The following is a 21,312-nucleotide window of genomic DNA, read 5'->3' on the forward strand; positions in this document are numbered from 1 at the left end:
ACCAAAATTGTTTTATTGAACATTCCTGCCAGTTAGCTGAGCGGATTTCCAGCAATGCAAAACAAGCGATGGATCGGTTCCACCGCTGTGCTATCGTGTCCCGTTAGCATAATGAGACTTAACAATCCTAGCATTTTTTTAGCGAAATTTAAAAAGCCCACAGTTGCTCACCATGGACTTCTGAATCATGCATATTAAGGTTTAATTAGTAATCCTTGCTTATCCTTAAACTTACTAACGATAATGACTACTAAATCAATCAGTGACCAAATACCGAATCCACCTAAAGTAATCAGTTGAAGAATACCTGTTCCAATTTTACCAACGTAGAAACGGTGAATACCGAATCCGCCTAGCAATAGGCATAATAACAACGCCGCTACGAACGATTTTTCACTCTTTATCATGCTGCACGATCCCCTCTAGATAATAGCTTTAAAAACTAGCCAAATTATAATCGAAATCGCAACGCTAAAGCATTAGTAATCTATTGGGAGGGACGGCTTGACGACATTGAACGTCATTCGCAATGTCAATTGCTTTTTTTCTAGGAGCCCGTTACTGTAAAGCAAGCTCCTTAATTATCGTTCCCCGTAATGATTCACTGTGATAGGGTTCACCGCGCTGAATGTAACGGCAACTTAAGGATAACTTCTCTCCCTCTTACCTTTCAGCGGTTCTTAACCCCTGAAGAGCCACATAATTTTTATCATATTATTCGGAAGCCTGAGGGGGATTCACATGAAAGCAGCCGATTGGAAAAGATTCTTTATTTTCGAATCTCGAGCATCAAAAGCCAAAAGACCTTTCCCCCAGCATGCGAGATACAAAGAAGGGACGATTAAACCAAACCATGTGGGCCAAGCACGGTTAGATCAAACCGTAAAAGATTTTTACGACATCTGGAAATCAAAGTATTTGATCCGAAATCCGACCGCAAACGATCAATATTACGTTTACTACAACTTGGAAGGGCAAGCCGAACCGCCGAACTCCGCATCTACATCGGAAAGCCATGGGCACGGCATGCTTCTGACCGCTTACATGGCAGGCTATGATCTGAATGCACAGGAATATTTCGACGGTCTCTTTCGTTTTTACAAAGCTCATCCCAGTTCCAACAACCCTTTGTTAATGGCTTGGAAGCAGGTTAAAGACGTTAATGGCAATATCGTGGACGCGGAGGGTAGAGATTCCGCCACCGACGGCGATATGGATATTGCCTTTTCCCTATTATTGGCCCATAACCAATGGGGAAGTCGGAGAACGATCAAATATTTACAAGAAGCACAAAAGATAATTCCAGCTATATTGAAAGACGACGTTGACCAGAGGTACTGGTTTTTAAAGCTGGGGGACTGGGTAAACCCGGATACGCCCAAATATAACGGAGGAACCCGGCCCTCCGACTTTATGACCGAGCACCTGAAAGCTTTTCAGATCGCGACGGATGTTCCAAAATGGGGCTGGGTCGTAAATAAAACTTACTCCATTACAAAGCAGCTCTTTACTGATTTTAGTTCAAAGACAGGCTTATTGCCCGATTTTTCCGTAAAACAAAACAGCCGCTTCGCACCCGCTCCCCCTCATTTTTTGGAAGGCCCTTATGACGGCGATTACTATATGAATGCTTGCAGGACGACATGGCGCATTCCGTTAGACTATTTGTTGACGGGGGACAGAAGAGCCTATGCCCAGTTCACGCAGCTGAACAAGTGGATCAAAAGCAAAACCAAAGGCGATCCGGGAAAGATTCGCGCAGGCTACTATTTAAATGGCAACGATCTGCCGACGCCATTCGTGAATCATCTGGCCTTCTTGTCTCCTTTTGCTGTAAGTGCGATGATCCATGCCGGCAATCAAGAGTGGCTTAATACACTTTGGACGCATATGGAAAATGCCAGTTTCGATGACAACGATTATTTCGGCAATACGATCAGGCTGCTTTGTATGTTGGTCGCATCTGGTAATTGGTGGTCGCCGGTACATTAATTTACGACGGGAGCCCGATGAGAAACTCATATGTGTCGCATGACACATATGTCAAGTCCATTCGCCGCACGGAATCCCCAAAACCTTAGCCTTAATTAGGATAAGGTTCACTGCGAATGATTTTAAACTATCCTGCCCTTTAGCTTAACGACAAAAGGAGCAGCTGCCGCGGCGGCAAACTGTTCCTGGATAGCTGAACTAACGTCTCCCGTTAGCGGAATGAACAGTCCTTAAGTTCTTCCCGAATATCATCCCACATGTCCATCTCCCTAGATACCACTTCAATATGTTTATAAAGTTCATTTGTTATTTGAATTCTTTCTTGAGTGACAGCAGCACAAAAATGTTCAAGAGCTACTCCCCATTCACGGTGTTCTAAAAGTTCCAATATGAAAGTTCTATCTCTTCTGGGTAGTTCAATCACTTGGTCTATAATTTGCTTTATTTCTTCTTCCACATTCATCATTCAATCACCTCGTTGATTCTGATTCCAAACTATCCTACCCGTTATCTTAATCAATATCGTCTGCTCTTTCACCGCTTTCATCTATTTGGACAGTCCCACCTCCAAACTGCCATCCTTTGCTCTCGATAAACTCAATAAATGCATCTACAAACTCGTTATGCCCTAAATCACCTTCTTTTGCATAAACACTACCTTGAATTTGAACCCCGAAAGGTCTTTTCAAATATCTCACTCCACTTCTTAATAACCTTCATTACCACGTTAGCGGATGGAATTTTCATTCCTTTACTTCGACTAAATCTTCATCATCACCGATTATTTCAAGAATCGGCTTTTTAAACGCTATTAGTATAGATTGAATCTTATCCTCTAAGTGTTCCTTACTATCACCACTAAGAACATTCTTACCCCATATCCATGAATCAGGAATGCCATTCTCATAATAAACTTCACAAACTTCGTAGGAAACAAATCCATTTTTCCAATCTTTCTTTAGAACTCTGTAATTCCAATATCTATCCAGTTAACATTCCCCTTCAGTTTTTGCCGTCCGTACATGCAATATTTTACTCATCTTGATTTTGTACTAATCTGCCCGTTAGCTCAACGAGGCTGCCTTTTCATTATGGCAGCCTCGTCCTGGTGATTATTGAGCTATAGTTCCCAGTTAATTGAACAGGATGATATTCAATAGTCAAGGTTAATTATTTTATCAAAGCAGTATGAATCTCTATCATAGCCATTATGTTCATAGAAAGCATGGGCGCCCGTTCGGTTCATTCCGCTACATAGAATAATACTGGATATTCCTCTGTCTTTCGCATAATTTTCAGTGAATCGTAGAAGTTCAGTGCCTACCTTATGACGCTGAAAATCATTATTAACTGCAAGTCCGGTTATATGGAGATAACCATTCGCAGACCCTACAGCTAATGCATGAACGATTGAAATAAAACCAACAACATGATTCTCAAGTAACGCTACAAACGTTTTATAATTGCCTGCTTTCATCATCTGTTCCATCGAAACGCGAAAGTTCTCATCCGTAACAGTACGAACGCCGAGTACATCGTTCCATAAGAAAACAACTTCAGTATAATCGTTTGCTACAACTTCTCGTATCTTAATCTCCATGCCCTGCCCCGTTATAGATATTATTCGTGAACAAAGGATTCGACAATTGATGAAGCAATCCTGCCCGTTAGCTTAATGGCACTGTCAGTCTAAAACTTTATTTTCTGAGTCTACACTTTATTTCTCAGTCCAATACTTTATTTTCCTAATAAAATCACTTTTCATATAAAAACAGCCTGCATTTCGAAGAATGCAGGCTGTTTTTTGGGGATTGTGACATTTTATATTAAAATCGTGTGACATTTTATATTAAAATCCACAATCAAAAAGTTCCCTATCCCTAAATCCTTACTCCACTGTCACGCTCTTAGCCAAATTCCTCGGCTTATCAACATCATGATTCAGCGCAAGCGAAGCATAATAAGAGAGCAGCTGCAGCGGCACAACCGCCAGGGCTGGCGTGAGGATTGGTAAGGTCTTCGGAATCGTGAACAGCTCATCCACTGACTTGCTTACTTCCTCTTCTGCGCCAGCGTTAGCGATCGCTAGAACGTGAGCGCCGCGCGCCTTCACTTCTTTGATGTTGCTGAGCGATTTCTCATACAGCTCTTCCTGTGTTAATAGCGCGATGACAGGAATGCCGTCCTCGATCAGCGCCAGCGTACCGTGCTTCAGCTCGCCAGACGCGTAGGCTTCGGAGTGAATGTACGAGATTTCCTTCAGCTTCAGTGAGCCTTCCTGAGCGACTGCGTAATCTACGCCGCGGCCGATGAAGAAGAGATGCTTGTGGTGCGAGATCGATTCTGCTACTTGCTTCAGCACGGCCGATTGCTCCAAAATGCTCTCAACCTGAGCCGGCAGCTGATGCATGGCTTCAATAACTTCAGCGATATAAGAAGCCGATTGCGTTTCAAGTGTTTCTGCCAAATGAAGACCGAACAGGTAGAACGCAATAAGCTGCGATGTGTAAGCTTTTGTCGATGCAACTGCGATTTCAAGACCCGCCCATGTAATAAGCACGTGGTCTGCTTCGCGAGCAACCGAGCTTCCGACAACGTTCGTGATCGCAAGCACGCGAGCGCCGTTGCGTTGTGCTTCGCGCAGCGCAGCAAGCGTATCCGCAGTTTCTCCGGATTGGCTTACCACGATAACAAGCGTATCCGGTGTAATGATTGGCGAACGGTAACGGTACTCCGATGCAACGTCATTTTCTACCGGGATGCGAGCAAGCGATTCGATAACCGTCTTGCCGACAAGTCCAGCGTGATATGCCGTACCGCAGGCTACGATGTGAACCTTGCGGATCGACTTGATATATTCAGCTGTCATGCCAAGCTCTTTCAGATCCACAGACTTGCCGTCTTCCGAGATACGGCTCAGCATGGTGTCGTGGTATGCTTTTGGCTGCTCGTGAATTTCCTTCAGCATGAAGTGATCAAATCCGGCTTTCTCCGCCGTCACAATATCCCAATCGACATGAAATATTTCCTTGGAAATACTTTCGCCTTCTGTCGTCATCAGTTCGACACCATCGCGTGTCAATACGGCCATTTCGCCGTCGTTCAAAATGTACACGTCACGCGTATGCTCCAGGATCGCCGGAATATCGGAACCGATGAAGTTTTCACCTTCGCCTACACCGATAACGAGCGGGCTTGCAAAACGAACAGCAACCAGACGCTCAGGCTCATGCTCAGTCAATACGCCAAGGGCAAATGCTCCGCGCATGCGCTTAACCGCACGTTGTACCGCTTCGACTATGTTCCCTTTATACTCATCAGCAACAAGGTGAGAGATGACCTCTGTATCTGTCTCCGACACGAATACATGTCCTTTTGCCGTCAACTCTTCCTTCAGATTCAAATAATTCTCAATAATTCCGTTATGCACAACGGAAAATTTCATCGAGTTGTCCGTATGCGGATGCGAATTCACATCCGACGGCTTACCATGAGTCGCCCAACGTGTATGACCAATTCCGGCAAAGCCAGCAAGTGGCTCCTCGCGCAGCAAGTCCTCAAGATTCGCCAAACGACCCTTCGACTTCGTAATTTCCAGACCATTCTTTGTAAAGACAGCAATACCCGCGGAATCATAACCCCGGTATTCCAGCTTCTTTAAGCCCTCGATCAAAATATCCTGCGAGTCGCGTTTACCAATATATCCTACTATTCCACACATAATTTAATAAGCCTCCGATAGGTTAGTTTTCCCGTCCTGACCGGATGCCTGCCAATGCGTGGCAAGGGCAAATATGAAGTTGTCACAGATTAATCCCAAACGCTTTAGGAAAATGTAACCCTTCTGCCCGTGCCCACCCCTCAGGCGGCACCCTGGACATACGGGAGCAAATAAATGAATAATTGCATCACAAAAATAGGCAGCCTGCCGCACGTTTGTCAGGACCGGTCGCCCGGCCGTTTTGCGTAACGGCTTTCGGTTGGCTTGCAAATACCGGAAGGTCCCCGCCGAATGTTTCGAACACCTTCACCTCGTCAGCTTCCCGTATGAATACCCGCTTCAAGCTTAGCTTAAACAGCTCTACTGCGGATCATTCATCACGCAAGCTCTGGCGCTTTACATGCTTAATTAACCTCGATCCTCACTTTCCTTCTTGAATCATACTTCCTATCATATTCATTTTCATAAGGCTATGCAACCCATGAATTGAAAATTCCGTTGGAAATTTACCATATAAGTGCAGCGAAGGCCAGCCGATTCCAGGAACCGACAAGCCTTCGACATAACCTGCTAAAACAATTAGCCCAGCTCACTTTTCACAACGTCAGCAATTTGAGCAACGTAAGCCTCAACCTGCTCCTTATCCGGACCCTCCGCCATGACGCGAATTAACGATTCCGTTCCTGAAGGACGCACCAATACGCGTCCATTATCGCCAAGCTCCGCTTCTACCCGCTTCACCGCGGCTTCGATGGCAGCATTGCCTTGATACAGACTCTTGTCTGCCACGCGAACGTTAACCAGCTTTTGCGGATATTTGCGCATCAGACCTTTCAGCTCGCTCAGCTTCTTGCCTGAAGCCGCCAATGTATCCACAAGCTGAAGCGCCGTCAAAATGCCGTCTCCTGTTGTAATATGATCCAGGAAAATAACATGGCCGGACTGCTCGCCGCCAAGATTGTAACCGCCGCGGCGCATCTCCTCCATAACATAGCGATCGCCGACTGCGGTTTGTGCGGTTTTCAGCCCGATGCGCTCCGCACCTTTGAAGAAGCCGATGTTCGCCATTACCGTCGTTACGATCGTATCCTCCTTCAGCTTGCCTGCCCGCTTCATGGCATCGCCGATAATACACAGAATGAAGTCGCCGTCTACCTCGTCGCCTTTCTCATCAATAGCAATCAATCGATCCGCATCGCCGTCAAAGGAAAGCCCAAGATCCGCGCCATGCTTCAGCACTTGCTCGCGCAAATATTCCGGATGCGTCGATCCGACACCCGCATTAATATTGAGGCCGTCCGGTTCCGCTCCAACCGTTATAATATCCGCGCCAAGCTCGCGGAATACGGCTGGCGCAAGCTCGTATGCAGAGCCGTTCGCACAGTCCAGCACGATTTTCAAGCTGCTGAACTCGCCCTTGATCGTTGTTTTCAAATAATCAAGATAACGCTGCTTCGCGCCCTCATCACTCGATACAGCCCCAATATTTCCGCCCTCTGGACGAGGCAAGCCATCTGCAGGTGCATCGATCAAGCTCTCGATCTCCAGCTCCGTATCATCCGACAGCTTAAAGCCGTCGCCGGCAAAAAATTTAATGCCATTATCTTCAACCGGATTATGCGAAGCGGAAATCATAACACCCGCATCCGCATTCATCTCCCGCGTGATATATGCAACTGCTGGCGTCGATACTACGCCAAGACGCACGACGCTTGCTCCGATCGACAATAAGCCTGCAATAAGCGCAGCTTCCAGCATCGGGCCAGAAATGCGTGTATCCAAACCAATGACAACCTTAGGCTTATTCGCCTTACGCGTCAACACATAACCGCCGCAGCGGCCGATCTTATAAGCTAACTCAGGCGTAAGCTCGCGATTGGCGATGCCGCGCACGCCGTCTGTTCCGAAATATTTCCCCATGTTAAATATGCTCCTTTGTTATATGCTTCGTTCATGATTGTCTTGATGTTCAGATGAAATTTATTATGCAGCCGGATTCGAACTGTTCCCCGTAGAATTGCCGCCAGCGCTGGCATTGGACCCGCTTCCGCCGCCAGGCCCCGGATCAGGGCTGGAAGACGGCTCGGTCGGCGTTGTGCCAGCCTCCTCTGATTCCGGCATCTCTGTGTTAGCGGCCGTATTACTAACCAACTCGATTGTAACGGTCAATGTCTGTCCCTCAGCCAGCACCGTCTGGACATAATCAGGCACATCGACCTGAACCGGCACTTCATGCACACCCTCGCCAAGCCCTTCAACATTTGCCAAAAGCTTAATCTCACCCGCTTGCACATCGGAAATGACTGCTTGCGCCCCGCTTACCGTCAGATCAAGCTTGCCGCTGGAAGGAATGCGGAACACTGCCGTGAGGCCGCTGCTCTCCCCCTCAACCGTTACAGGCAAATCCGTGAAGGTTCTTATGGTATCGGGAGCAATCACAACATCAAGCGTCACCTCGGCAGGCTCGATCGACTTGATCCCATCTACCAGCTGCGTCTTCACCTGTATGCTGCCCGACTCCATCACCTTGGAAAGATCGAGCACCACGCCGTCATATACCTGAATGCCATCCAGCGTCTGCTGGTCACCATATATCGTTACCTCGCTCATCTCCGGCTTAATGGAGACTAGGCTGAAGCCATCAGGCAAGCTCCCGGAATACCTCACCTGCAGCGGCACCGTCTTGAACGGCGGCGTTACCTTGACCTCGACATGCGCTGTTGCCGGCGATATGATTGCATTCGTCATTTCCAAGCCGTCTTTATCGTATACGACGACATTAGCCTTTTTGTTAACAACCGTCTTGTCTGCTCCGTCAATGTTAACCTCCGCTGATACGACTCCGACGCGGTCCATATCATCCTTCGGCAGCGTGACTTTAATTCCGCTCGCAGGCTCAGCGACTACAGGAGCACCTACAATGAAACCCTCCGCAGGAGTGCCTTGCGTGGCCACCTGAAGCTCGAAGGTCTTCGTGACAATCTCCTCAATCTGTACAGTAACCGTGCTCGGCGACATCTGAATTAATTGAATGCCTCTAGGCAGGCTATACGTCAAAGGCAGCTCCTGTATGCCTGGCTTCACGTTTTTTAAATCCACCTTCACGATATAATCGTCATCCGAAGATGCTCGCTTGAGATCCGTCAACCGGCCCTGTACATCCAGTCTTACAACAGAAGGCTCCATGGCTGTAAGCACATATTTCTCGGTATCCAAGCCTTCGGCCGTAATGACGGATGCTTCGATAATTTTGTTGTCAAAATTGGACGTTGCTGACTGCGGCGTCGAATTCGGATCGATATGTACGACTGCCCACAGCAGCAAACCGATAATAACGGAAAAAATTTTCAATGAGGTGGGGTGACTTATCCATTTATCCATCACGTCCTCCTTTACGCTTCCAGAACGAGGATACGCTCACCCGCTCCTTATTTAGAGTATTCGTCTTCGGCGTCAGCTCATCGAACAGCTTCGAAATCAGCGATTCCTCATTAATATCTCTTACGATCATACCGCCCAGAGACAACGAAATCTTTCCATTTTCTTCCGATACGGTAACCGACACCGCATCCGTAACCTCGCTCACACCGATGGCCGCACGATGCCTTGTTCCAAGCTCCTTGCTTATAAAAGGATTTTCCGACAGCGGCAGGTAACAGCCCGCAGCCATGATTTGATTGCCTCTAATAATAACCGCGCCATCATGCAGCGGCGTGTTCGGCGTAAAAATATTAATAAGCAGCTCCGAAGTAATTTTCGATTCCATCCGAATGCCCGATTCAACCAACTCATTAAGTCCCGTGTTCCGCTCGAATACAATCAGCGCCCCGATCTTGCGCTCCGACATGAAGCGAACGGCTTTAATAACGCCGTCAATTTGCTCGCTCATTACATCGCGGTCAAGCGAGAAGGATCGTGCGAACAGCTTGCCCCGCCCCAGTTGCTCCAGTACCCTTCTCAGCTCGGGCTGAAATATAATGAGTACTGTCACAATTCCGAACGTGAACATCTGATTCATCAGCCATTTCAGCGTATATAAATTGAACCATGTGCTGATCGCCCACACGGCAACAAGCACAAAAATGCCTTTCAGCAGCTGAACGGCGCGAGTCCCGCGCACGAGCAGAATCATTTTATAGATAATGAAGCTAACGATACCGACATCGATGAGATCCTTCAACCAATCGTGCCAACTAGAATCCGAGAAATAACTCATATGTCAACCCCCAACAGCCTATTACGCTTCCCTCTTTGTTCGGATTTCAACTTTATTATTTTCTAGATATGTGCTTGCAAATCCTTTTTTTATCGAAAAATAAAATAAAAAAAATGCCCCCCTGCGCAAGGGAGGCCGCTTTTCTTAACGAGAGCTACCGCCAAAAGTTTCCGTTACCTTAAACCAGAACCAATCCAACGCTTGATCAATAGTTCGGCTCTGTCCCGCTATATGGCCTGTTGAAGCTAATAGCAGCCTGCCGTCAATAACGGTTACGTCACCGTCTACAGCGCCTTTCACATCAACCGTTCCGTTCTCCACGGTCAGGTTGCCAGCTATATGAGCGCCTTCCGGCACGATGACGGTATTGCCCTGTATTATGACCTGCTGAAGATTCTCACCTGAGACAATCAGCTTGGCATCCTCTTCCCACATGGTGAAGAAGCTGCCGAGCATAACGAGGACAAACACAGCAGCCGCAGTAACGCCCGGGTACTTGTAAATAAACCGTACGATTCCGGTACGCCGCTTATTCTGCTGCTTCGGAAGCTGCTGCATAATACGCTGCGTTAACTCCTCAGACGCCTTCTGGTCATAATCCGCTGTAGGTCTAATCGCTTCTAAAGTGTGGTACGCCGCGGCGTCCGTCTTCTGGAGCTGTTCAAACCGACTGCGACAAGCCGGACAAGAGAGTAAATGGGATTTTAACGTAACGATATCTTTGCTGGGCAGCTCGCCGTCCAAATAGTCATGCATCCATACGATGGCGACGTTGCATTTCATAGCAGCCAGTCCTTTCTTTCATTGCTCATGCAAAAAGTTCTATTCTCGCTATTAGGATACGTTCCGCATGAAGGGATGTTTCACTTTTTTTAAAAAGATCATAATTTATGTTCGAGCTTCTTCCTAAGAAATTCCCTGCCTCTATGTACTCGCGTCTTAATGGTTGTCACTGGCATGTCCAGCACGTCCCCTATTTCCTGCAGCGATAAATCCTCCATATAACGAAGTGTCATCACCGACTTATACTTCGGCGGCAGCGATGCAATCGCGGAATGAACAATCCGCTGTGTATCCGACAGCAGCAGCTCCGATTCCGGTGTGCGGTTGTCGCTCGGGATCATCGAATAGCCATCCAACCCCTCATGCTCATTCGATTCCGCATCAAGCGAGTAGGTCGGCTTGCGCTTGCGCAGCCGGTCTATACATAAATTTGTAGCAATTCTATATATCCATGTCGAAAATTTCAAAGAATCATCATAGCGGTCCAGGTTTTTGTACACGCGAAGGAAAGTATCCTGAACGACGTCCTCCGCCTCCTGGCGACTGTTCAGCATCCGATACGCCATATGAAAAAGCTTATCCTGATACAAGTCCACAAGCTCAGCAAATGCCTGCTGATCGCCCTTAAGCGCTAGCCGCGCAAGGCGGGCCTCCAATACATTCACCTTGACTCCCCCAAACCATCCATTTAAGCCAACATTATCTCTTTGCCACTCTTCAAAACGGCTGTATCTGCCAATTATAAACGTTTGAAGCTATATCAGCAATCGACCTAAGGCTAGGTATATGATTGACTTTCGGCCAGGGATAACAAGGAGACAAGACAAAAAGGCTGGAAGCCGCTAAGCTTCCAGACCTCTCGCTTCATCATAGCACTTGACTATATTATAGCGTATTTGTCTTCAACTGATCCAATACCTTCATAATTGTCGTTGTTGGAATGGCGAACCCAATACCCTGCGCCTCCGCATTGACCGCCGTATTGATGCCGATGACCTCACCTTTCGCGTTCAGCAGCGGACCGCCTGAGTTTCCAGGATTAATCGAGGCATCCGTTTGGAGCAAATGCTCGTATTGATGCTCGCCCTGCTCATCCGCGATAGTAATCGGACGCTCCTTCGCACTAAGCACCCCCATCGTCAGCGTCTGATCGAAGCCGTACGGATTGCCGATCGCAATGACCAAATCGCCAATTTTCGTCTCGTCAGAGCTTCCTAAAGGCAGTGTAGGGAACGTCTTGCCGCTTTGGCTCTCCACCTTCAGCACAGCAAGGTCGAGCTCATAGCTTGCGCCTAACACCCTCGCGGTTAGCGGCTCTTCATAGCCTTGAACGGTTACTTTAACTTCTTTCGCATTAGCGATAACATGCTCATTCGTCAGAATATAGCCGTCCTGCTCGAAGAAAAAGCCCGTTCCGGAGCCAGCCAATTGAAGGTCCGTGCCTCCCTGCCCTTCCTCTGACTGCTGCTGACGTCCTCCACTGTTTAACTCGCCGCTGCCAAAAAATTGCCGGAACCTCTGATCATCGAACATCGAGTTAGTCCGGGCTGGCTCCGAATAATTTTCGATCTTCACCACGGCTGGACTTGCATTGGCATAGATCCCCGCGATGTCCTCGCTTGTTTGGAGCGAAGCCGTTGTTAGTCCCGCATCATGCTGAGCCGCGATGCCGGCTGCACCGCTGCCTGTGCCTAGCGATGCAGGCAACCCGCCGCTGAACATATTATTTTTGTCAGCCGCATAGGAGAAACCGCCGATTACAACTGCCCCGATGAGAAAAGATGCCAGCATCGTCCTCGCCGATTGGCTGCCCTTGCGTTTCGGCCGTTTGCCGCCGCCCAACGATGCATTGATCATGCCCATTTGCATGCCGAGCTCCTTCTCATAAGAAGCCTTCATGTCGTTCGTTGACTTGCTTGATTCATAAATATAAGTAGTGACCGGCGTCTCGTTCCGGTTCATCGTCGTTGAAGCATGCGATGAATAAGTACGGCTTTCTTCTGAGCGATTATTTTCTTCGTTCATGTTTATCATCCTTTCACATGTAGATATCGCCTACTGCCAATGTATCTATCATGCAGGATGTACCTTAAAGCAAACTTAAGCGGATTTAAAATGAACATAAGAAAAAATGCCAGCCGCGGTCTTTCAACCACGTCTGGCATTTCTTATGATGAGCCTCCTCAACTAGTCGGCTTCTTACATTAGCCCGTATTCCGAAGGCCTGCAGCAATACCGTTGATCGTAAGCAGCACCTCACGCAGCAGCTGCGGATCATCGTTGTCCTCGTCGCGCAAAGCGCGAAGCTCGGTCAACAGCTGCACCTGCATGTAGCTGAGCGGATCGACGTACGGATTACGCAAACGGATCGATTCCTGAATAACAGGAACATTATCCAAAATCTCATTTTGGCCCGTAATACTTAGGATGAGCTCCGAAGTCAGCTTATACTCCTGCTCGATTAGCTCGAAGATACGGTCTCGGATCGTTTGGTCCTTGATCATATCCGCATATTCCTTGGCAATGACCAGATCAGCCTTCGCCAAAGCCATTTGCAGGTTGTCAATCAACGAACGGAAGAACGGGAACTGCTCATACATCGTCCGCAGCGTCTCCAGCTTACCTGCATCATCGCCCGCATATTGCTTGAGCGCCGTACCCGCAGCATACCAAGCCGGCAGCAGATAACGGCTCTGTGTCCATGCGAATACCCACGGAATCGCGCGCAGATCCTCAAAACGATCGCTGTTCTTCCGCTTGGAAGGACGAGAGCCGATATTCAGCTCGCCCACCTCAGGCAGCGGCGTCGATTCCTTGAAGTACGTCAGGAAGTCCGGATCGCGGAAGATAAGATCCTGGTATTTCTCAAGCGCCGTCTCGGAAATAGAGCGTGCAATCTCATCCCACTCTGCTTCCGCTTGAGGAGCTTGCTCCGGATATTTCGCCAGACGGGCAGCCGTGATCAGCGCCCAAGTCGCCTGCTCCAAGCTGCGGTAGGCAATGCCCTGCATCGAATAACGCGAGGAAAGCACTTCGCCCTGCTCCGTAATCTTAATGCCTCCGCCGATCGTATGAGGCGGCTGCGCCAGAATGCTCCGGTTAAGCGGCATGCCTCCGCGGCCAAGCGCGCCTCCGCGGCCATGGAAGAACTTCAGCTTCACGTCGTACTCTTTGCCAGCGGCTGTAATTTCATTCAGCGCCACGCGCAGCTCCCAGTTCGCCGTCACAACTCCGCCATCCTTGTTGCTGTCGGAGTAGCCCAGCATAATTTCATGCAGATTGCCTCTTGCTTCTACCGCTTGACGGTAGATCGGCATCTCGAACAGCTCCTTCATAATCGCAGGCGCCGCATGAAGATCGTCGATTGTCTCGAACAGAGGCACGGACTGCAGCGTACAGCGAATCGTACCGTCCGATTCCTTCCGGAACAGGCCGACTTCCTTTGCAAATACCATAACCTCAAGCATATCGCTTGCCGCTTCGGTCATACTGATCAGGTAACTGGATATGCAGTTCTCGCCAAACTCCTGCTGTGCCCGGTAAATCGTATGATAGACGTCCAAACATTCACGCGTCGATTCCGTATAATCCAGGTGCCCCGAAGTAAGCGGGCGCGGATCGATGAGCAGACGGTGCAGCAGATCGGTTTTCTCTCGCTCGGACAGTGAAGCGTAGTCTTCCACAATATTCATTTTCGCCAAAATTTCAGTCATTGCATTCTCATGCTCCTGACTATGCTGACGAACGTCCAGCGCCATCAGATGGAAACCGAAAAGCTCAACCTGACGCACAAGCTTTGCCAAGTCCGTATCGGCTACGTAATCCGCAAAGTGATGACGAAGGCTGCGATCGATAACAAGCAGGTCCTCTCGCAGCTCATTCGGGTGATTGTAACGCATCGCTGAGCCTGTAAGCTTCTCATTGCGCGTATTCGCGAGCTTCTCCATCATGAAGCCCAGCTTAATGCGGTAAGGCTCCTTCGTATTTCTCCACAAATCTACGCATTTCAGCTCGACATGCTCGCGATCCAATCGGATCGATTCCACGAGCTCATCGCTTACCGTTACCAGATTCGTGCTGAAGCTGAGAAAGCCCATCAGCTCTTCCAGCTTTTCCTCGTACTTCTGTATGGCCAGCTGACGGTGCAGCGTAAGCGTCTCCCAAGTCACCTTAGCGGTTACGGATGGATTCCCATCGCGGTCTCCACCGATCCACGAGCCGAAGCGCAGATAATCAGGCACATGCCAATGCTCATCCGGGTAATATTTGCTCAGGCAGCGCTCCAGCTCCTCATATACGCTTGGCAATACCTCGAACAATGTTTCATCAAAATAATAAAGGCCGTTACGAACCTCATCGATAACCGTTGGTTTGCGGTCGCGAAGCTCGTCGGTTTGCCACAAAATTAAAACCTCGTTCATCAGCTTTTCACGAAGCTTCTCGCGTTCGCGGTAGGTTAATGTCGGGTTGTCCAGCTCCATCACATCTTCGGCAATCCGTTTATGAATATCCAGCACCGCACGACGTGTCGCTTCTGTCGGGTGTGCTGTCATCACAAGCTCTAGAGAAATGCCGCTCAAAATTTCCTGAACGTCATCAATCGCGATGCCGCGCTCCTTCAAATCCTGAACTGCGCTCTCGATCGAGCCGCGCTGTACCGCTTCACCGCTGGAAACCTCATAATCCCGTTTCCGTCTAATCCGGTGATTTTGCTCGGCAATATTAACAAGCTGAAAATAAATCGCGAATGCCCTGATCACTTGATGTCTAATCTCTGGGCTAAGGGACGATACGGTGTCTTTGAATTGCTCGAATAGCTCCGGCACATATTCAGCGCGAAGCGCTTTGCTTTGCTCACGAATGCGTTCAACCATATCAAGCAGCTCGCGCCCGCCTTGATGAACGAGCACTTCGCCGAGAATGTTGCCTAGAAAGCGTACATCCCGTCGCAGTAAATTATTGGACTGCGTCCGGTTTGTCACTGTAATAGATGCAGATTGATCCGACATACTGTTCCTCCTCAAAAGTGTGCGAATGCATAGGCCTGTACTTGAATTCTTGATGGGAATAGCCGCAGCGGCATGCAATGGATTGCCGGCATGGATACTCCTAATGAATTCGCACAGGTGTTACTATTCGTTTTTTTGACTTCTACCATCATACTACAAAAAACTACAGGGTTGAAGCCCTGAAGCCAATAAGCAGGCCATTTCTCACAAAAAATGATCGTCGTCTTAAAAATATAAAAAAAAGCCCTTGAATTATCAAGGACTGTCTCGTATTCATCTGGAGCGGGTGATGGGAATCGAACCCACGCTATTAGCTTGGAAGGCTAAAGTTCTACCATTGAACTACACCCGCATATGAAAATTTAAAGATGGTCGGGATGACACGATTTGAACATGCGACCCCCTGGTCCCAAACCAGGTGCTCTACCAAGCTGAGCTACATCCCGGGAATTTCATCATGTATTGCTTCTTAGAAAGAATGGCGTGCCCTAAGAGATTCGAACTCCTGGCCTTTTGATTCGTAGTCAAACGCTCTATCCAGCTGAGCTAAGGGCACATGTTATGGAGCGGAAGACGGGAATCGAACCCGCGACCCTCGCCTTGGCAAGGCGATGCTCTACCGCTGAGCCACTTCCGCACGGTGTTTTTTGTCAGCCATTTGTGAACCGCGTCATCGTGGCGACAAGTAATAATATATCACCCTCGAAAAAAAAATGCAACTGTTTTTTTGAAAAAACTTTTATTTTTTTAAAAAAAGCCGAAAACCCTTGATGCAGCAGAGAAAAACGATAACCCAGCCCTTATAAACCAAGCCTCTCGATACGCAGCAAAAATCCGCATCACCTTAGTGAGAACGCGGATTTCGCAACCGTATCTTCTATTATTAAGCGCCTGCCGCTGCGGCAAAGCTGTTTGCAAGCTGCGGTCGACTGCTAGCGACTACTTTTTCTGCGGCTGGCTGGTCTACCAATGCGTATGGCAAGCAAAGCGGGAGACCTGTGCGCGGATCCGGCACGATATCTGCTTCGATATTAAAAACTTCACGCATAATCTCTGGCGTCATCACCTCGACAGGCGTACCTTCACCCGCTACGACACCTGACTTGATGGCGATCATATGATGCGCATAACGCGTCGCATGATTCAAATCATGCACAACCATGACAACCGTACGATTATTAAGCTGATTAAGCTTCTGCAATAGATGAAGTACCTCAAGCTGATGCGCCATATCCAGGAAAGTAGTAGGCTCATCAAGGAACAAAATGTCCGTCTCTTGCGCCAGCGCCATGGCGATCCATGCGCGTTGACGCTGACCACCTGAGAGTTGGTCGACCGGTCGTTCCGCAAAATCAGTCATGCCTGTCGCTTCGATAGACCACTGTACAATATTGCGATCCTCCTTGCTCAAAGAGCCAAAGCCCTTCTGGTAAGGAAAACGTCCATAGGATACAAGCTCGGCAACCGTCAGGCCGTCCGGCGCGGTCGGATTTTGCGGCAAAATCGCAAGCTGCTTCGCTACTTCCTTCGTTGACTGCTTATGGATAGACCTGCCATCCAGCAAGACGCTGCCCTTCGCCGGGTTCATAATCCGGGCCATCGTTTTCAAAATCGTCGATTTGCCGGAGCCGTTCGCTCCAACAAGCGCTGTAATTTTGCCTTGAGGAATAGCAATGTTTAAGTCCTTGACGATAAGGCGATCATCATAAGCAATGTCGAGATTCGAGGTTGTTAGACGAATCATTGAGACATGCACGCTCCTTCCGCTGCCCGTGAGCAGACACCAACTCATTAATTTTCTTATTTATATGACGTTTCGCAACGAAATTTGATAACGATTATCATTCACTTTATCAATGATAATCGTTATCAAGTTAATTGTCAATGGTTACAAATGCGACAAATATGCGAACGGAAAAATAGCTCTATTTTCCAGCCTATCGTTTGCTTACCATTTCAGCTTCGTCCCAAACAGGAGCGCGTTGCTTATCTGTCTGCCGGGAGCTGTTATTTGCTTTCCTTGCGCCAGCATGCCCGAGGATGCGCCGCCGTCGAGGTTCATTGCTTGCTGGGCACCCAGCTTCAGCATAATTTGACCCCATTGATTGATGGTCGCGCCGGGTACGGTTGCAATCATGATCGTTCCATCCTTCTTTACGAGAATTCCGCTTCTGGCGGCAGAATCCTGTAAGATCTTGGAGCTGCTAAAGCCTTCTCCCGCCGGAATAATAGCCAGCTTGCCATCCTTCACAAGCCGCGGCCCTGCGCCGATTGCTGTATGGACACGCGACCAGTTGACCGCTTGACCGGAATCATTACTTGTATCCACCCGGTAATCCACCTTCATTCCTACTTTGAAGCGGGCTGCCAGCTTTTCCTCAGAGCCGGTAAAAACGAGCACACAGCCGTCCGCAGGAATGCTGGCGTTCTCATTTTTGCTTATTTTCGTAACGACTCCCTTCCTCACGGTAACGGCAGAGCCCAGCGCAAAGCCGAGCTTTGCCCCTCGCTTCGGAGTGAACATGATCGCGGAGGAACCCGCTTTCGTCGGCGTTCGGTTGATGAAGTAGGCGTGCCAGTTGTTCGGTGATTGAAAGGAGCCGTCCGTTCCCCCTGAAATTTTAACGCGAAGCGTATCCATCAGAACGCTGCCGTCCCATGTAAAGCCAATCGCCGTTCCTGTATTGCCGATATGCTCCAATTTCCCATCCGCTATAACCGTGCCATAAGGCTCCGGGATACCGCCATAAGCTTCGAAATAAGTTCCGTTAATGGCCGCATCGGCGTTATAAGTCTTAGCCAGATCCTTAAGCGGCTGAACGACGCTGACCCTGCGGCCCGCAAGTCCGGCAGTAACCGGCATTCCCTTCGGAATGGTAACCGTTTGAACCGTAAAGGTTTTGCCCGCCGCACTCACCCTCTTGGACTCATGCTTCGCCTTCAGCGTCGAGACCGGCGCCGTAACCTGTACAGGCAGCTTTAGCTGTCCATTGTAGCCGCTCGCCGTCACATCTACGTAAATATTCGCTTTGCCCGCCGCTACCGGGGTTACGACGCTCTTCTCATTGATGCGAACGACCGCGGCGTTATCGGAGCGAAAGCTGACGGTGACGGGAACGGACAGCTTCAGCTTGTCCGAGAGCAGGAGCCGCGTACCGAGCGGCAGCTTGATCGCTGCTGCCGCATAGGTGACCGCGACGGGCCGGACTGGCCCCGCCGCGATCAGCTTGTCGGCGGACGCGTAAGCGATCCGTCCGCCGCTAAGCGGCGTCACGCCGCTCGCGGGAACCGCGGCGTGGCCGCCGTAGGTGTACACGATCGACCCGGCTATGCCGTCGATGGCGTACACCGCGCCGGACCGGGCGCCGGCCAGCACCCGGCCGGCGGCCGGGGACGTCCAGCCGCCTGCGGGCGCTGCCGAAAACTCGCGAGTGAAGCGGACGCTTCCGTCCTCTTCATACGCAGCTATCGCTTTGCCCGCAAGCAGCACCACGCCGCCGCCCGTCATGCCGGCGGCCAGCTTCGCCCCGCGCAGCGGCTCCTCAAGCGCCGCCTTCCACACAACCGCGCTGCCGCGCACGGCATATAGCGTGCCGTCGCTTCCAAGCGCATAAGCGCCGCTCTTACCTGCGGCTAGCTCCTTGACGATCACGCCCTCCGGCAGCAGCGCTGCCTGCTTCTGCCCTTCGGGATCCAGCGACAAAACGCCGTGCTGGTACGCGAAATAAGGCGTTCCCACTTCATCCGTTACAACTCCGGACGGCTGCAGCCCCTCCGTTTTCCCTTTAAAATAAAATATGCCTGCTTGTCCGCCATTTCCCGCTCGATCATACTGATAAAGCCGGGCCCCTTTGCCTGCGGTATAGACCTGCCCCTTCGCGTTCATAGCCGGGGCCGATAACGACGTGTATGTATTAATCCGCTTCCCTTCCTTGCCTGCAGCGTCAATAACGGTTACCCAGCCGTTCGAGGTGACCGCAAACAGCTTGCCGTCCGGCAAAGCCAGCGCAGGAAAAAAAGTGCCCTTTGCCGTATACCTCCAATACTCGACTTCCGCCTTCGCGATAGAGGAGTCAGAGGCTTTCGCCGCCGCTGCAATACCAGACGCCCCCTTCCCGGGAGACAGAGCGTACTCGCTTCCTGTATAACCGAATCCAATTGCCGCTGCCAGAAGAACAGCTATACCTTTTAAGCCGCGTTTCTTCACTAACAGGTTCATATAGCCTATTCTCCCTCTTCCCTTATATTCCCAGATCGTTCTAAAGAACAATATCGACAAAGAAGCACCAAAAATGAAGAATTATACTTGCAGGGCAAGGTGCAGCTGCTAACCTGCACGTTTTGCTTCTATACATTAAATAATGAGGTACTTTACCATTCACCCGATTAAAAATTAATGTCGCGATCCAATCCAGGGCTTCATCGGCAGTTGTTTTGATTCATAAACACAGGTTTGTCGAGCTCATATCCTTGTTCATATTTGTCATAGCCCTTCAGCTTGTTACAACGCTAATTACTTCCAGATAAAATAGTAATAAGGCGTACCAAAAGGCACGCCTTATATTTTTCAACACTTTTAAACAGCAAAAAACCCTTGTTCTCCAAGGGTTTTCTCATGGTATGGTGCGCGTAGAGGGACTTGAACCCCCACGGTCTCCCGCTAGATCCTAAGTCTAGTGCGTCTGCCAATTCCGCCATACGCGCGTGGGTGTAACCTGTGTTATGAGTTATGCTTCTTGCAATTCCTGCTTCCCTAAAGGAAGTATGGTGCGCGTAGAGGGACTTGAACCCCCACGGTCTCCCGCCAGATCCTAAGTCTGGTGCGTCTGCCAATTCCGCCATACGCGCGCGTGTGAGAAAAAATGGTGAGCCATGAAGGACTCGAACCTTCGACACCCTGATTAAAAGTCAGGTGCTCTACCAACTGAGCTAATGGCTCTTGCTATAAAATGGCTGGGGATTCAGGGATCGAACCTGAGAATGACGGAGTCAAAGTCCGTTGCCTTACCGCTTGGCTAATCCCCAGCAGCGATATGGTGGAGGATGACGGGATCGAACCGCCGACCCTCTGCTTGTAAGGCAGATGCTCTCCCAGCTGAGCTAATCCTCCATAAATGGTGACCCGTAGGGGACTCGAACCCCTGTTACCTCCGTGAAAGGGAGGTGTCTTAACCACTTGACCAACGGGCCATGCTTAAATTGTTGCTTTTCCTTACAGTTGAAAGTGTTCTGGAGCTCTCAACCGGGATCGAACCGGTGACCTCATCCTTACCATGGATGCACTCTACCTACTGAGCTATGAGAGCAAGATGGCTCCCCGAACAGGACTCGAACCTGTGACAACTCGATTAACAGTCGAGTGCTCTACCAACTGAGCTATCAGGGAACATTGCACTTTTGGGTTGAAATGTCTCCAAGAGCTTCAACTGCAAAAGAGGCACGGTTGAAAACCAAGGCATATTGCGCCCTGAAAACTGGATACGAAAGAGAATGGCTGCTGAAAGCCTTTGCTGCTGTCTGCCGGATGTATGGGTCCATGCAAACTTTTTTAGGATAAGCCCTCGACCGATTAGTATTCGTCAGCTCCACAC

The 21,312-nt window shown here is 49.4% G+C and carries 17 protein-coding genes and 12 tRNA genes; 1 reads left to right on the forward strand and 28 read right to left on the reverse strand.

Annotated elements, in window-relative coordinates; all coding sequences use genetic code 11:
* Positions 1 to 194: 194 nt before the first annotated feature.
* Positions 195 to 407 carry a TM2 domain-containing protein gene (locus tag ACO9K6_RS20295; protein ID WP_424769360.1) on the reverse strand — a complete coding sequence of 71 codons (213 nt, stop codon included), beginning with the start codon at positions 405 to 407 and terminating at the stop codon, positions 195 to 197.
* A gap of 334 nt (positions 408 to 741) precedes the next feature.
* Here ACO9K6_RS20295 and ACO9K6_RS20300 point away from each other — a divergent pair, with 334 nt between their 5' ends.
* Complete coding sequence (locus ACO9K6_RS20300; protein ID WP_424769361.1) at positions 742 to 1,992, forward strand: glycosyl hydrolase family 8; 1,251 nt, start codon at positions 742 to 744, stop codon at positions 1,990 to 1,992.
* A gap of 211 nt (positions 1,993 to 2,203) precedes the next feature.
* On the opposite strand, the gene ACO9K6_RS20305 is transcribed toward ACO9K6_RS20300, so the two are convergent.
* The 27 genes from ACO9K6_RS20305 to ACO9K6_RS20435 form a co-directional block, all read right to left on the reverse strand.
* A complete protein-coding gene (locus ACO9K6_RS20305) occupies positions 2,204 to 2,458 on the reverse strand; it encodes a MafI family immunity protein (RefSeq protein WP_424769362.1) in 255 nt (84 codons plus the stop codon).
* Positions 2,459 to 2,504: 46 nt separating this feature from the next.
* The gene (locus tag ACO9K6_RS20310) at positions 2,505 to 2,681 is read right to left on the reverse strand and encodes a hypothetical protein (RefSeq protein ID WP_424769363.1); all 177 of its coding nucleotides are present in this window, start codon (positions 2,679 to 2,681) and stop codon (positions 2,505 to 2,507) included.
* 464 nt (positions 2,682 to 3,145) lie between these two features.
* Positions 3,146 to 3,592, reverse strand: a complete 447-nt coding sequence (locus tag ACO9K6_RS20315) for a GNAT family N-acetyltransferase (protein ID WP_424769364.1) — start codon at positions 3,590 to 3,592, stop codon at positions 3,146 to 3,148.
* 288 nt (positions 3,593 to 3,880) lie between these two features.
* A complete protein-coding gene (gene glmS, locus ACO9K6_RS20320; protein WP_424769365.1) occupies positions 3,881 to 5,713 on the reverse strand; it encodes a glutamine--fructose-6-phosphate transaminase (isomerizing) in 1,833 nt (610 codons plus the stop codon).
* A 187-nt stretch (positions 5,714 to 5,900) separates the two neighbouring features.
* Positions 5,901 to 6,023 carry a hypothetical protein gene (locus ACO9K6_RS20325; RefSeq protein ID WP_424769366.1) on the reverse strand — a complete coding sequence of 41 codons (123 nt, stop codon included), beginning with the start codon at positions 6,021 to 6,023 and terminating at the stop codon, positions 5,901 to 5,903.
* Between the two features lie 269 nt (positions 6,024 to 6,292).
* On the reverse strand, positions 6,293 to 7,633 hold the full coding sequence (gene glmM / locus ACO9K6_RS20330; protein ID WP_424769367.1) for a phosphoglucosamine mutase: 1,341 nt from the start codon (positions 7,631 to 7,633) through the stop codon (positions 6,293 to 6,295).
* A 63-nt stretch (positions 7,634 to 7,696) separates the two neighbouring features.
* Positions 7,697 to 9,094: a CdaR family protein gene (locus ACO9K6_RS20335; protein WP_424769368.1), complete on the reverse strand. Its 1,398-nt coding sequence runs from the start codon at positions 9,092 to 9,094 to the stop codon at positions 7,697 to 7,699.
* Positions 9,087 to 9,929 carry a diadenylate cyclase CdaA gene (gene cdaA, locus ACO9K6_RS20340; RefSeq protein WP_424769369.1) on the reverse strand — a complete coding sequence of 281 codons (843 nt, stop codon included), beginning with the start codon at positions 9,927 to 9,929 and terminating at the stop codon, positions 9,087 to 9,089. Before cdaA ends, ACO9K6_RS20335 begins: the two co-directional genes overlap by 8 nt.
* Before the next feature lie 144 nt (positions 9,930 to 10,073).
* The gene (locus tag ACO9K6_RS20345; RefSeq protein WP_424769370.1) at positions 10,074 to 10,712 is read right to left on the reverse strand and encodes a zf-HC2 domain-containing protein; all 639 of its coding nucleotides are present in this window, start codon (positions 10,710 to 10,712) and stop codon (positions 10,074 to 10,076) included.
* 98 nt (positions 10,713 to 10,810) lie between these two features.
* Positions 10,811 to 11,377: an RNA polymerase sigma factor SigW gene (gene sigW / locus ACO9K6_RS20350; protein ID WP_424769371.1), complete on the reverse strand. Its 567-nt coding sequence runs from the start codon at positions 11,375 to 11,377 to the stop codon at positions 10,811 to 10,813.
* 220 nt (positions 11,378 to 11,597) lie between these two features.
* The gene (locus tag ACO9K6_RS20355; protein ID WP_424769372.1) at positions 11,598 to 12,737 is read right to left on the reverse strand and encodes a S1C family serine protease; all 1,140 of its coding nucleotides are present in this window, start codon (positions 12,735 to 12,737) and stop codon (positions 11,598 to 11,600) included.
* A 179-nt stretch (positions 12,738 to 12,916) separates the two neighbouring features.
* Positions 12,917 to 15,721, reverse strand: a complete 2,805-nt coding sequence (gene ppc / locus ACO9K6_RS20360) for a phosphoenolpyruvate carboxylase (protein ID WP_424769373.1) — start codon at positions 15,719 to 15,721, stop codon at positions 12,917 to 12,919.
* 278 nt (positions 15,722 to 15,999) lie between these two features.
* A tRNA-Gly gene (locus ACO9K6_RS20365) sits at positions 16,000 to 16,073 on the reverse strand.
* A gap of 17 nt (positions 16,074 to 16,090) precedes the next feature.
* Positions 16,091 to 16,167, reverse strand: a tRNA-Pro gene (locus ACO9K6_RS20370).
* Positions 16,168 to 16,200: 33 nt separating this feature from the next.
* Positions 16,201 to 16,277, reverse strand: a tRNA-Arg gene (locus ACO9K6_RS20375).
* A 6-nt stretch (positions 16,278 to 16,283) separates the two neighbouring features.
* Positions 16,284 to 16,358, reverse strand: a tRNA-Gly gene (locus ACO9K6_RS20380).
* Between the two features lie 246 nt (positions 16,359 to 16,604).
* Positions 16,605 to 17,465 (reverse strand): ABC transporter ATP-binding protein, encoded by an 861-nt coding sequence (locus ACO9K6_RS20385; RefSeq protein WP_424769374.1) that lies wholly within the window; start codon positions 17,463 to 17,465, stop codon positions 16,605 to 16,607.
* Between the two features lie 204 nt (positions 17,466 to 17,669).
* The gene (locus tag ACO9K6_RS20390; RefSeq protein ID WP_424769375.1) at positions 17,670 to 19,940 is read right to left on the reverse strand and encodes a phosphodiester glycosidase family protein; all 2,271 of its coding nucleotides are present in this window, start codon (positions 19,938 to 19,940) and stop codon (positions 17,670 to 17,672) included.
* 402 nt (positions 19,941 to 20,342) lie between these two features.
* Positions 20,343 to 20,425, reverse strand: a tRNA-Leu gene (locus tag ACO9K6_RS20395).
* A 61-nt stretch (positions 20,426 to 20,486) separates the two neighbouring features.
* A tRNA-Leu gene (locus ACO9K6_RS20400) sits at positions 20,487 to 20,569 on the reverse strand.
* 15 nt (positions 20,570 to 20,584) lie between these two features.
* Positions 20,585 to 20,660 (reverse strand) — tRNA-Lys (locus ACO9K6_RS20405).
* An 11-nt stretch (positions 20,661 to 20,671) separates the two neighbouring features.
* Positions 20,672 to 20,746: transfer RNA gene (locus ACO9K6_RS20410), tRNA-Gln, on the reverse strand.
* 9 nt (positions 20,747 to 20,755) lie between these two features.
* Positions 20,756 to 20,831: transfer RNA gene (locus ACO9K6_RS20415), tRNA-Val, on the reverse strand.
* Positions 20,832 to 20,836: 5 nt separating this feature from the next.
* Positions 20,837 to 20,911: transfer RNA gene (locus ACO9K6_RS20420), tRNA-Glu, on the reverse strand.
* 40 nt (positions 20,912 to 20,951) lie between these two features.
* Positions 20,952 to 21,027 (reverse strand) — tRNA-Thr (locus tag ACO9K6_RS20425).
* 4 nt (positions 21,028 to 21,031) lie between these two features.
* Positions 21,032 to 21,107, reverse strand: a tRNA-Asn gene (locus ACO9K6_RS20430).
* On the reverse strand, positions 21,101 to 21,312 hold a 212-nt coding region (locus ACO9K6_RS20435), incomplete at its 5' end, for a hypothetical protein (protein ID WP_424769376.1). The genes ACO9K6_RS20435 and ACO9K6_RS20430, both read right to left, overlap by 7 nt.

This window comes from Paenibacillus praedii (assembly GCF_049725345.1).
Classification (GTDB): Bacteria; Bacillota; Bacilli; order Paenibacillales; family Paenibacillaceae; genus Pristimantibacillus.